The sequence below is a fragment of the Gelidibacter algens genome, assembly GCF_001678675.1.
GTDB lineage: Bacteria > Bacteroidota > Bacteroidia > Flavobacteriales > Flavobacteriaceae > Gelidibacter > Gelidibacter algens.
On the sequence record NZ_LZRN01000048.1, the window covers coordinates 17,087 to 27,965 of the forward strand.

The window sequence follows — 10,879 nt, forward strand, 5'->3', positions numbered from 1 at the left end:
AGTTTAAATTGATTAAGTTTGGAAGCTAAACCACGATTAATTGTCCACAGTTTAAAACCGAAAATTATTTTTGATGAAAACCTTCTTTCTCATTTTTTCTATAAGCCTTTCTGTAATTGCCCAAAACAAAAAACCATCCAATGACTTACTTACAGTTTTTGAAAAGAGCAACGGACTTGAAACGGCAACTTATCACGACGTTATTGCCTATTATAAACTTTTAGCAGATGCATTTCCTCAAATTCAGTTGGACAGTTTGGGCATGACCGATTCTGGAAAACCGTTGCATATCGCCACCTTTAACCCAGATCAAATCTTCAACTTTGAAACTATTAGAAACTCTAAGCAAATTATGCTGATCAATAATGGCATCCATCCAGGAGAACCTGATGGCATTGATGCAACGATGCTTTTGTTCAGAGATTTGGCACTGGGTAAAATTGAAATGCCCAAACACACAGTTTTAGTAACGATCCCTATTTATAATGTTGGAGGCAGTTTAAATAGAAATTCTACCTCACGCACAAATCAGGATGGGCCAAAAGCGTATGGTTTTAGAGGCAACGCCAGAAACTATGATTTGAACAGAGATTTTATAAAAGCAGACAGCAAAAACGCACGCACATTTACCCAAATTTATCATTTGGTGCAGCCAGCGGTTTTTATTGATAATCATGTGAGCAATGGCGCCGATTATCAATACACGCTTACCCATCTGTTTACGCAACACAACAAACTGGGTGGTAATTTAGGAAACTATCTTCATACAGAAATGATGCCGAGTCTGGAGCAAAAATTAGCGACAAAAAATTGGGACATTACACCTTACGTCAATGTTTTTAATGAAGTACCAGAAGCTGGCTTTAGCCAGTTTTATGATTCGCCACGTTATTCCACAGGCTATACGGCGTTATTCAGCACTTTAGGCATGATGGTAGAAACCCACATGCTCAAACCTTATAAACCCCGTGTAGAAGGCACTTATGAACTGATGAAAACCATGTTGGACATCATGGAAAGAGACCACGAAAAAATTAAAAATTTGCGCAGTGATGCGCTAAAACAATTTCAAGCCTCCAAAATTTATGCGTTAAATTGGGCTGTTGATACCACCAAATCTTCCACACTAAAATTTAAAGGTTACGAAGGTAAAATGATGCCGAGTACCATAACCGAAAACAACCGATTGAAATATGACCGAAGCAAACCCTTTACAAAGGAGGTAGCGTATCAAAATTATTTCAAACCCACCAATGAAGTTATGATTCCTGAAGCCTATATCATTCCCCAAGGTTGGTGGAATGTTATTGATTTATTACAACTAAATCAGGTTGCAATGAGAGTTCTTGAAAGAGACACCACAATTACCGTTGAAAGCTATAAAATTGACAGTTATCAAACCCGCAACCAAGCTTACGAAGGACATTATCAACATTACAACACTAATGTAAGCGCTTCACAACAGGAACTTACATTCAAAAAAGGTGATTACTACATTGCAACAGACCAAAATGCTTTGAGATACTTATTGGAGACTTTGGAACCACAAGCGTCAGATTCATTTTTTAACTGGAATTTTTTCGATACCATTTTACAACAAAAAGAAGGATTTTCTCCTTATGTTTGGGAAGATATGGCTGCCGAATTATTACTCAAAAATGCCGATCTAAAAACAGCTTTCGAAGCCAAAAAGAAAGCAGAACCAGACTTTGCAAATAGCTGGTACGCCCAATTGGATTGGTTACACAAGCAGAGTCCTAACTATGAGAAGGCGCATTTGCAATATCCGGTGTATAGGGTAAAATAAAGTTGGGCTTGCCCCCCTCAATGAAAATTATGTCAAAATATGCCAATCAGATTATATTTGATTTTTGGAACATTTCAGTGAAGACATTTCATAGTGATACGAGATCGTTTCACGTTGGTCATAGTAGAACAGGACTTATGGATTAGTATTTAGAATCCCACAAAAACCAATGTCTAAATAGAGTGATGTTTAAGTATTACTTTATAGGATGTGGTTTTTTATTTGAGTTACTTGCCAAGATAAAATAACCAATCAAGGCTGAGGTTAAGGACCCAATGAGGATGCCTATTTTGGCAGAGTCAAGATATTCAGGCCTACTAGCAAAAGCAAGACTTGCAATAAAAATAGACATCGTAAAACCTACCCCTGCAATAAAGGAAACCCCCACTATATGGCGCATATTTATTGCTTTTGGAATTGCAATCCAGCGCAGTCTTTTTGCCAGAAAAATTAAAGAGGTAATACCGATGCTCTTTCCTACAACTAAACAGATGATTATTGTAATAATGAGCGCCTGGTCTAACGAAATTTCTGTATTCAACACTACTCCTGCGTTGGCCAAGGCAAATACCGGAATTATAAAATAGGCTACCCAGTTGTGCAAGCGGTGTTCCAAATGCTGTAATGGCGATTGGTATTTTGTTGTCCAGTCTTCAAGATTGTCGATTTCCTGAATCTGTATTTTAGAAAGTACTGGAATTGATTTTTCAGGATTATTTTTTATGTTATTTAAAATTGCATTTAATGACGTCACAAAGGTTGTCGTATTAATGTTTTGTCTCAATGGAACAGAAAATGCCAATAACACTCCGGCAATTGTAGGATGCAATCCGCTCTTCAAAAATAAAAACCACACCATAGCGCCCACTACAATCAAAACAAACTTTGAGTAAACACCCTTATAGGCAAGAAAATAAAGTATTGCCAAAAGTCCTACAGCAATTACAAGCATTACTATTTCTATATTGCCACTGTAAAAAATAGCAATGACAAGTACAGCTGCCATATCGTCAATAATAGCAAAGGCAGTAAGAAAAATTTTGAGGGCCATCGGGACCTTATCGCCAAGTAATTTTAAAATTGCCAGCGCAAAGGCTATATCAGTAGCCATGGCGATACCCCAACCTTTAGCTGTTTCAGGATTTTGGTTAATGACTACAAACAATACGACTGGCAAGATCATACCACCTAAAGCTCCTACCAGAGGGAACACCAGCTTTTTGGTGGTGTTCAGCTCGCCAATCAAAAACTCACGCTTTATCTCCAGACCTATCACAAAAAAGAAAATGGCCATGAGCAAATCATTAATCCATAACAACAAGGGTTTGTAAAGTTCAAAACCTGTAAAGCTAAACCCTACTTTACTATTCCACAAAGCAACATAGCTATCTGAGAAGGGAGAATTTGCCCAAATTAGCGCGATAACAGTAGCAATGATCAATAATATGCCACTAAAGCTTTCAATTTTAGTGAATTTTTGGAGAGGTGTTAAGATTTTGTTGGCTAACATAAATTAAATTTAAAAATTATAAAATGTAATAAGGTTTAATTGATCTCGATTTTTTCCTCCAGCAAGAAATTGGTTCATATACCCAATTTCAAACTTTAGGGCTTTGTTGAGTTTGTAACCCAAGCCAGAAAAAAGACGGTTTCTATCAAAAACGTTGTTTTGCGTATTGAGAAAAATTTCATTATAGGCCGAAAGGTAAATTGTTTTATCAACAATTTCAGCATTATTCAAAGGCACGTTAAGTCCCAAGAAATAGCGGAAACGAAGTTTAAAATCGTCTTCCACAAAGCGCTGTTCAAACCGGTACCTATGTTGAACGGCGACTCGGCTTATTTGCTGCCGAGTGATAAACTGTTGGTAAATTCTATGCTCATTGACAGAATTTTTTTCGTCGCTTGCACCCAAATAGTTTTCACTTAAAATATAGCCGTAACCCAACAGCAGGTTGTTGTTATTTTCGGTTAAGTTATAACCTAGGCCTGTGCGCAGCAAAAGTTGCTCAAGATCGCCAACGGCGTTGTAGTTTCGATATTGCACTTCATGGTGCCAGTTCCATTTGTTGTCTATTTTTTTATTCCCGAAATAAATCATCCAGTTTCCAAAATTACTGTCTTGGCCAATCGCCAAAAACGGCAAGAGCAAAGCCAATAAAAAAAAGTGTTTCTTCATTTTTAAATGTTGTGAAGGTTGTTTCATATTTAAATTAATGACAAAAAAAAGAGTGGTCCATATGCTAAATAAACTATGCCAAAGGCAATGCATATTATGACCACTCTTAAATTTCAATTATTCAAAAAAGATAACTTTCCCGTTGGACAAATCATAGGTTGCCCCGACTATCTTAATTTCACCTTTTTCTTGCATTTCTGCCAATACGGGACTTTGTGCAAGTGTTTTTTCAATATTAAGACGTACGTTTTCGTCAGAAACCGCTTCAACAAAATCTTCGTTTTTTGAATTTCGGATCGCTTGGTCTTGTGGCTCCTCAACAGCTTTTACTGCAGGCTTTATATTTTCTAACATTGCCGTCAAATTGCCCAGTTGAGCGTTATCAATGGCGCCTTTCACTGCACCACAGTATTTATGACCCAAGATAACCACAAGTTTGGCTCCAGCTACTTTGGTTGCAAATTCCATGCTTCCCAGCAAATCTTCGTTTACAAAGTTACCTGCAACACGGCCAACAAAAACATCGCCAATACCTTGGTCAAATAAATCTTCAACCGGTACGCGGCTGTCCACACAACTTAGCACAATTGCCTTTGGATATTGTGCCAGTGCGGTCTTTCGTATCTGTTCTCCGTGATTACGATTTGTAGTTTGTTGATTAACAAAGCGTTCGTTGCCAGCCTTAAAATCATCAATAACCATTTGTGGTGTAAGGTTATCTTGATCCTCCTTTGTCATGACGCGGGTCACTTCCGGACTCTCAATAGGCTCATTAACAGCTGCTGTGTCTTCCATGGTGTTAGGTGTCTCTTTGCAGGAAAAAAGCATCACTGTACTAAATAAAATTGGTAGTGATAGGAATAGTGTAGTTTTGATTGTTTTCATTTTTGCGCTTATTTAATTAATTATTTTCAATACTCATCACAAATATATAAATACTTTTCAAATAATAGTAATACTATCATTTAAAAAAGTAAAAATATTATTTTACAATATCTGACTTTTAGCTTTAATTGTTTAGCTTTGCGTTTTTAAGACTCAAATATGTCAGTAGAAATTAAAATAGCATTGAATGACGGCATCTATTTAAAAGATCCTCAAGATTCAGTATTGGGAAGAAACATCTTAAAACATAGCATCGTACTCATTGACAACGTTGGTTTTGAAACTTTCAATTTCAAAAAATTGGCACAGGAAATGGGTTCTACAGAGGCCTCAGTGTATCGTTATTTTGAAAACAAGCATGCCTTACTTCTTTATTTAGTGTCTTGGTATTGGGGGTGGGTATCCTATCTTATTAAAATAAATACAATGAATATTGAGGATCCCAAAAAGAAACTTGAAATAATCATCCACTCTTTTGTTTCAGCATCTGTAGACAATCCGAGCACGGAATATATTGACGAAAACAAATTACATAGCATCATTATTGCAGAGGGAACTAAAGCCTATAGGACTAAAGATGTAGATAAGGAGAATGGAAAAGGCTTTTTCAAAAATTACAAACAACTGATAACAACGGTTGCCGACGTCATTTTGGCTATCAATCCCAAGTTTAAATATCCTTACGCTTTAGCCAGTAGCTTATTTGAAATGTCCAATGACCACCTCTACTTTGCCAAACATTTGCCTAGGCTCACGGATATAAAAGAAGAGAAAAACAAACATTGTGAAGTAGAAAACATGTTAAACTACTTTTCATTTAAATTATTGTCATATGAGATTTTCATACAAGTAGATTAAAACTCCTAACTACTTTAAAGATCTCTACTCATCTACACTAAAATCCGAATATTCGCATAAGAGTTTTGCATAGCCTCCTTAATCTGTTTTGGATTGAGCCATTTTACTTCGGTAATACCTTCATCTTGTTGCGGCTCTAGTTCACCTTTATAAGCAGAGGTCATCTCAAACCAATAGGTAATCTTTAACTGGTGCCTTCCATTGCGCTTAAAAATATGATAGGTTGTTTCTAAAGGCGCAACAATTTTTAAACCATTGACCTTTGTTTCTTCTTCAACCTCGCGTACAGCAGTTTCTTCAATGTTCTCCTTACCTTCTATTTTACCCTTTGGCAAATCCCATTTATCGTTTCTGTAAATAAAAAGCACCTCTCCTTTATCATTAAAAACTTTGCCGCCCCCAGCAACCACATTAGGTAATTTTTTTAGAAATGATTTTAAAAGCTTATCTTCATTTTTTCCAATGAGATGGACGCTTTCTAAATTGGTAGTATTGAGTTCCTTTATCACTTTCCCAATATTTACCGTACTCAACAAATAATTTTTAAAGTGTTTTTCTTTTTTGACTTTAGTAGTCAAAATAATAGGCTTGTCATTAACAAAAACTTTGTACATGTATTCTATCATGAAAATGTTGAATTTGTAAAAATATAATATTTTGATTGACAGTGTTCTTTTTGAAAATTATTTTTCAGTAATTTTTTGAATTCAAAATCTATAAAATTTTGTAATTTCGTGTCATGATTTTCAATAAACAAACCGCTAAAAAAACCGCTGAACTGCTATTGCAGATTCACGCGATTAAATTACAGCCAAATCAACCGTTTACATGGGCTTCCGGCTGGAAATCTCCAATTTATTGTGACAATAGAATTGTCCTGTCCTATCCGCCAATTCGCAATTACGTGCGGGAAACCATGGCAAAACATATTGAAAAACATTATGGCAAACCAGATGTCATTGCAGGTGTAGCAACAGGGGCGATTGGTATTGGTATTTTGGTGGCCGAATATTTAGGGTTGCCATTTGTTTATGTCAGACCAGAAGCAAAAGGTCACGGACGCCAAAATCAAATTGAAGGACATCTAGAAAGAGGACAGAATGTTGTGGTGGTTGAAGATTTGATCAGTACAGGGAAAAGCAGTCTCAATGCCGTTAAGGCTCTTAAAGAAGCTGGTGTCAATGTTAAAGGAATGATCGCAATTTTTTCTTACGGATTTGAAGTGGCTATCAAGAATTTTAAGGAAGCAGACGTAACCTTACACACTTTGAGCAATTATGAATGCCTTTTAGAGCAAGCTTTAGACACCAAATACATCACCACTAAGGAACAGGAAGTTTTAGCCGATTGGAATGCGAACCCAAGTGCGTGGAATGCTTAATTGATATAAAATTCTAAGTTGTAGGTTGTTAATTTAAAAGTAACCCAACTTAACATATATCCATCCGTAGCGATAGCAAAGGTGGAACAAACAACAAAACAACAAACAATTATGAATTTAGAGTCACCCAAAGTCACCGTTGAAAAAAACCCACAGGAAGTTTTTGATTTTTTATCAGATGTTAAAAATTTTGAACGGTTAATGCCTGAAAACATTAGTAAATTTGAGGTTTTAGGTGATGATAAGTTTTTGTTCGCCCTAAAAGGAATGCCTGAAATCATCTTAAAAAAGACAGAAACAGTCGCGCCCCATAAAATTGTACTCGGTGCTGCCGGTGGAAAATTGGATTTCTCCCTAACGGGCGATATTCAGGAATCAGGAACTAATCAAAGTGCTGTTAAACTAACATTTGAAGGTGATTTCAACCCAATGATGGCCATGATGATCAAAGGTCCGATCTCAAAATTCATTGAAACCTTGGTAAGCAATATGCCAAAAGCAATTTAATACATTAGGGATACTTCTTTGAAGTCAAAACTTTTAATGAAATTGTCCTCCACTTTGACCATGAGTTGGCCTACATCTGAAATACCGGTGATATATCCAGAAAACACTGAGCCTTCAGCATTTTTAAATGTTGAGGGTTTGTTTTTTCTAAATAGGTGGGATTCATAAGTTGATTTCAACAATTTGAATTGCCTGTTTTTCAAATAATCAAAATAAATTTCAATTTGTTTTAAGATGCTACTCAAAACCTCATCCAGGTCATATACTTTTCCCGAAAGCAACAGCAAGGATGACGCCGACGGTAAATCTGAAAAATCAGTCTGGTTAACATTCAATCCAATTCCAATTACTGATGCAGTAATGACATTGTGTTTAATGACATTTTCAATCAAGATTCCAGCAATTTTTTTATTGTCTGACAAAATGTCGTTAGGCCATTTCACCTTTATTTTTTTCACACTTAAGCTATTCAAACCTTCATATACTGCCAAGGAGACGGCCATACTGATATAGAAATGTTGGGCCACGTCAACAAAAGAAACATCTTTGAATACACTAAAGGTGAGATTCTTAGCTTCCTGAGAGTTCCATGTCGTACCCATTTGACCTCTTCCGTTGGTTTGAAATTTAGCTACGACGGTGAGACCATCATCGGCAACCCCAGCAACACCCATCTTTTTTAAGTAAGTATTGGTAGAATCAATGGCATTAAGTTTGATAATACGCATGTGCAAGCTTTGATAAATTATAATTATCTTATGAAATTTTAAGGCTTAAAAGAACTAAAAATATAATAACTTTGCACAAATTTAATTCAAATTAATGGCGAAAGAAAATAATAACTCAGATGCACTGATAACCACAATTCTAGCTGGTATTGAAGACGTCAAAGGAAAAGATATAAAAATTCTCGATCTGCGGGAAATTGAAAATACGGTTTGTGATTATTTCATTATTTGTGAAGGAAACTCAAATACACAAGTCAACGCCATTGTTAATTCCGTTCAAAAGAAAGTCAGCAAAACACTTAAAGACCACCCTTGGCATGTAGAAGGAAGTGAAAATGCCGAGTGGGTATTGATGGACTATGTCAACGTGGTAGTGCACGTATTTCAAAAACATATTAGACAATACTATGATATTGAAGGCCTTTGGGGAGACGCTAAAACAACCGTTATAGAAACCAGTTACTAAAAAAAGAATTGATGTCAAAAGAAAATAAAAAACTTAAAACAAAAAACCAAAAGTTGAGTCCCTATTGGATTTATGGTTTGGTGATCGCTGCTTTTTTTGCGGTACAGATATTCTCGGGCGGTTTTGGTGGACAGGATGCTAAAACCACAACGCCCTCTCAGTTTTTTGACTATTTAAAAAATGGCGATGTTGCCAAAGTTGTCATCGTCAATAATAGAGAGGCCAAAGTTTATTTAACTGAAGAAGCTTTAACCACTTCAACCCATCAAGGCACCAAGCCAACTAGTATTATGCCTTCTGTAACCCCTAGTCCAAACTATAAGTTTGAATTTGGTGATCTGGCACTTTTCCAAGAGCAGATCAGAAGCACCATAAGCGAAAACAATCTAACCAATACAAAGGTTACATTTGAAACAGAGCAAAATGTTTGGGGAGATTTCCTATTGGGTCTCTTGCCATTTGTACTCATTATTGGTGTTTGGATTTTTATTATGAGACGCATGTCTGGTGGAGCTGGCGGTGGAGCTGGCGGACAAATTTTCAATATTGGTAAATCTAAAGCAAAATTGTTTGACGAAAATACTGATGTAAAAACTTCTTTTAAAGATGTTGCTGGATTGGAAGGTGCTAAAGAAGAAGTGCAGGAAATTGTAGACTTCTTGAAAACCCCAGAAAAATATACGTCATTAGGTGGTAAAATTCCTAAGGGAGCTTTGTTGGTTGGACCTCCAGGAACTGGTAAGACATTACTTGCTAAAGCTGTAGCAGGAGAAGCCAAAGTACCTTTCTTCTCTTTATCTGGATCAGATTTCGTTGAAATGTTTGTAGGTGTTGGGGCTTCGAGAGTTAGAGATTTGTTTAAACAAGCAAAAGAAAAATCGCCATCCATTATTTTTATTGATGAAATTGACGCCATAGGGCGTGCCAGAGGCAAAAACGCTATGTCAGGTTCAAATGACGAACGTGAAAACACCCTGAACCAATTATTGACTGAAATGGACGGTTTTGGGACCAATACCAACGTCATCGTTATTGCAGCTACCAATAGAGCGGATATTTTAGATAAAGCCCTCATGCGCGCTGGTCGTTTTGACAGACAGATATTTGTGGATCTTCCGGATATTGTAGAGCGTAAAGAGATTTTTGAAGTGCATTTAAGACCAATTAAAAAAGCTGAAGATTTAGACATCGATTTTCTTGCAAGACAGACTCCAGGTTTCTCTGGAGCAGATATTGCCAACGTTTGTAATGAAGCGGCTTTAATTGCCGCCCGTAAAGGTAAAAAAGCAGTAGGTAAACAAGACTTCTTGGATGCTGTGGATAGGATTATAGGCGGACTTGAAAAGAAAAACAAGATTATTACTGTAGATGAAAAACGCGCTGTCGCGTTTCACGAAGCTGGACACGCAACCATCAGCTGGATGCTGGAACATGCAGCGCCATTGGTTAAAGTTACTATAGTGCCAAGAGGACGGTCTTTAGGTGCTGCTTGGTATTTGCCAGAAGAACGCCTTATTGTTAGAACAGAGCAAATGCTTGACGAAATGTGTGCTGCTCTTGGTGGACGTGCTGCTGAAAAGGTAATCTTTGATAAAATATCAACAGGTGCTTTGAGTGATTTGGAAAAAGTTACAAAGCAAGCACGTGCCATGGTCACTATTTATGGACTGAGTGAAAAGGTAGGAAATTTGACCTATTATGATTCTTCAGGACAGTCAGAATACGGATTTACAAAACCATACAGTGAGCAAACCGCAGAATTGATTGATAAGGAAATTTCTCATATTATTGAAGAGCAATATGCACGCGCTATCAAAATATTGGAAAAGAATAAAGATAAATTGACTGAATTAGCTGAAGAGTTATTAGAAAAAGAAGTCATTTTTAAAGATAACTTAGAACGCATTTTTGGAAAACGCCTCTACGATAAAGATGTATTAGAACGCGCCAACAACCAAAAACAAACAGCCCCCTTAACTTGATGGTGTTGAAGTGCCGGTTGAGGACGACAAGAAAGATGTGCCACTAGATTAAATTCATTTTCAAATTCATATAAAAAANATATATA

The 10,879-nt window shown here is 36.6% G+C and carries 11 protein-coding genes; 6 read left to right on the forward strand and 5 right to left on the reverse strand.

Annotated features, from left to right (window positions below):
• The first annotated feature begins 73 nt into the window (after positions 1-73).
• Positions 74-1,807, forward strand: a complete 1,734-nt coding sequence (locus A9996_RS16660) for a M14 family metallopeptidase (RefSeq protein WP_066437802.1) — start codon at positions 74-76, stop codon at positions 1,805-1,807.
• Positions 1,808-2,003: 196 nt separating this feature from the next.
• On the opposite strand, the gene nhaA is transcribed toward A9996_RS16660, so the two are convergent.
• The 3 genes from nhaA to A9996_RS16675 form a co-directional block, all read right to left on the reverse strand.
• Positions 2,004-3,317: a Na+/H+ antiporter NhaA gene (gene nhaA, locus A9996_RS16665; protein ID WP_066437806.1), complete on the reverse strand. Its 1,314-nt coding sequence runs from the start codon at positions 3,315-3,317 to the stop codon at positions 2,004-2,006.
• Between the two features lie 9 nt (positions 3,318-3,326).
• Positions 3,327-3,986 carry a DUF2490 domain-containing protein gene (locus A9996_RS16670; protein WP_066437824.1) on the reverse strand — a complete coding sequence of 220 codons (660 nt, stop codon included), beginning with the start codon at positions 3,984-3,986 and terminating at the stop codon, positions 3,327-3,329.
• A 117-nt stretch (positions 3,987-4,103) separates the two neighbouring features.
• Positions 4,104-4,871 (reverse strand): carbonic anhydrase family protein, encoded by a 768-nt coding sequence (locus tag A9996_RS16675; protein WP_066437808.1) that lies wholly within the window; start codon positions 4,869-4,871, stop codon positions 4,104-4,106.
• A gap of 159 nt (positions 4,872-5,030) precedes the next feature.
• Between A9996_RS16675 and A9996_RS16680 the strand changes: the two genes are divergently transcribed.
• A complete protein-coding gene (locus A9996_RS16680) occupies positions 5,031-5,729 on the forward strand; it encodes a TetR/AcrR family transcriptional regulator (RefSeq protein ID WP_066437811.1) in 699 nt (232 codons plus the stop codon).
• A gap of 32 nt (positions 5,730-5,761) precedes the next feature.
• Here the strand turns inward: A9996_RS16680 and A9996_RS16685 are convergent, their stop codons facing one another.
• The gene (locus tag A9996_RS16685) at positions 5,762-6,343 is read right to left on the reverse strand and encodes an NUDIX hydrolase (RefSeq protein WP_066437828.1); all 582 of its coding nucleotides are present in this window, start codon (positions 6,341-6,343) and stop codon (positions 5,762-5,764) included.
• A 125-nt stretch (positions 6,344-6,468) separates the two neighbouring features.
• Between A9996_RS16685 and pyrE the strand changes: the two genes are divergently transcribed.
• Positions 6,469-7,110, forward strand: coding sequence for an orotate phosphoribosyltransferase (pyrE, locus tag A9996_RS16690; RefSeq protein ID WP_066437813.1), 642 nt, complete (start codon positions 6,469-6,471; stop codon positions 7,108-7,110).
• A 111-nt stretch (positions 7,111-7,221) separates the two neighbouring features.
• Complete coding sequence (locus A9996_RS16695; RefSeq protein ID WP_066437831.1) at positions 7,222-7,617, forward strand: SRPBCC family protein; 396 nt, start codon at positions 7,222-7,224, stop codon at positions 7,615-7,617.
• On the opposite strand, the gene A9996_RS16700 is transcribed toward A9996_RS16695, so the two are convergent.
• Complete coding sequence (locus tag A9996_RS16700; protein ID WP_066437816.1) at positions 7,614-8,345, reverse strand: biotin--[acetyl-CoA-carboxylase] ligase; 732 nt, start codon at positions 8,343-8,345, stop codon at positions 7,614-7,616. The two genes, A9996_RS16695 and A9996_RS16700, sit on opposite strands and share 4 nt — an antisense overlap.
• A gap of 94 nt (positions 8,346-8,439) precedes the next feature.
• Between A9996_RS16700 and rsfS the strand changes: the two genes are divergently transcribed.
• Positions 8,440-8,811 carry a ribosome silencing factor gene (gene rsfS, locus A9996_RS16705; protein ID WP_066437820.1) on the forward strand — a complete coding sequence of 124 codons (372 nt, stop codon included), beginning with the start codon at positions 8,440-8,442 and terminating at the stop codon, positions 8,809-8,811.
• 11 nt (positions 8,812-8,822) lie between these two features.
• On the forward strand, positions 8,823-10,793 hold the full coding sequence (ftsH, locus tag A9996_RS16710; protein ID WP_066437822.1) for an ATP-dependent zinc metalloprotease FtsH: 1,971 nt from the start codon (positions 8,823-8,825) through the stop codon (positions 10,791-10,793).
• Positions 10,794-10,879: the final 86 nt, after the last annotated feature.

Coding starts and splice junctions, on each gene's coding strand:
- A9996_RS16695 (WP_066437831.1), top strand. CDS start 7,222: ATGAATTTAGAGTCACCCAAAGTCACCGTTGAAAAAAACCCACAGGAA.
- pyrE (WP_066437813.1), top strand. CDS start 6,469: ATGATTTTCAATAAACAAACCGCTAAAAAAACCGCTGAACTGCTATTG.
- ftsH (WP_066437822.1), top strand. CDS start 8,823: ATGTCAAAAGAAAATAAAAAACTTAAAACAAAAAACCAAAAGTTGAGT.
- A9996_RS16680 (WP_066437811.1), top strand. CDS start 5,031: ATGTCAGTAGAAATTAAAATAGCATTGAATGACGGCATCTATTTAAAA.
- A9996_RS16700 (WP_066437816.1), bottom strand. CDS start 8,345: ATGCGTATTATCAAACTTAATGCCATTGATTCTACCAATACTTACTTA.
- A9996_RS16675 (WP_066437808.1), bottom strand. CDS start 4,871: ATGAAAACAATCAAAACTACACTATTCCTATCACTACCAATTTTATTT.
- A9996_RS16685 (WP_066437828.1), bottom strand. CDS start 6,343: ATGTACAAAGTTTTTGTTAATGACAAGCCTATTATTTTGACTACTAAA.
- A9996_RS16660 (WP_066437802.1), top strand. CDS start 74: ATGAAAACCTTCTTTCTCATTTTTTCTATAAGCCTTTCTGTAATTGCC.
- rsfS (WP_066437820.1), top strand. CDS start 8,440: ATGGCGAAAGAAAATAATAACTCAGATGCACTGATAACCACAATTCTA.
- A9996_RS16670 (WP_066437824.1), bottom strand. CDS start 3,986: ATGAAGAAACACTTTTTTTTATTGGCTTTGCTCTTGCCGTTTTTGGCG.
- nhaA (WP_066437806.1), bottom strand. CDS start 3,317: ATGTTAGCCAACAAAATCTTAACACCTCTCCAAAAATTCACTAAAATT.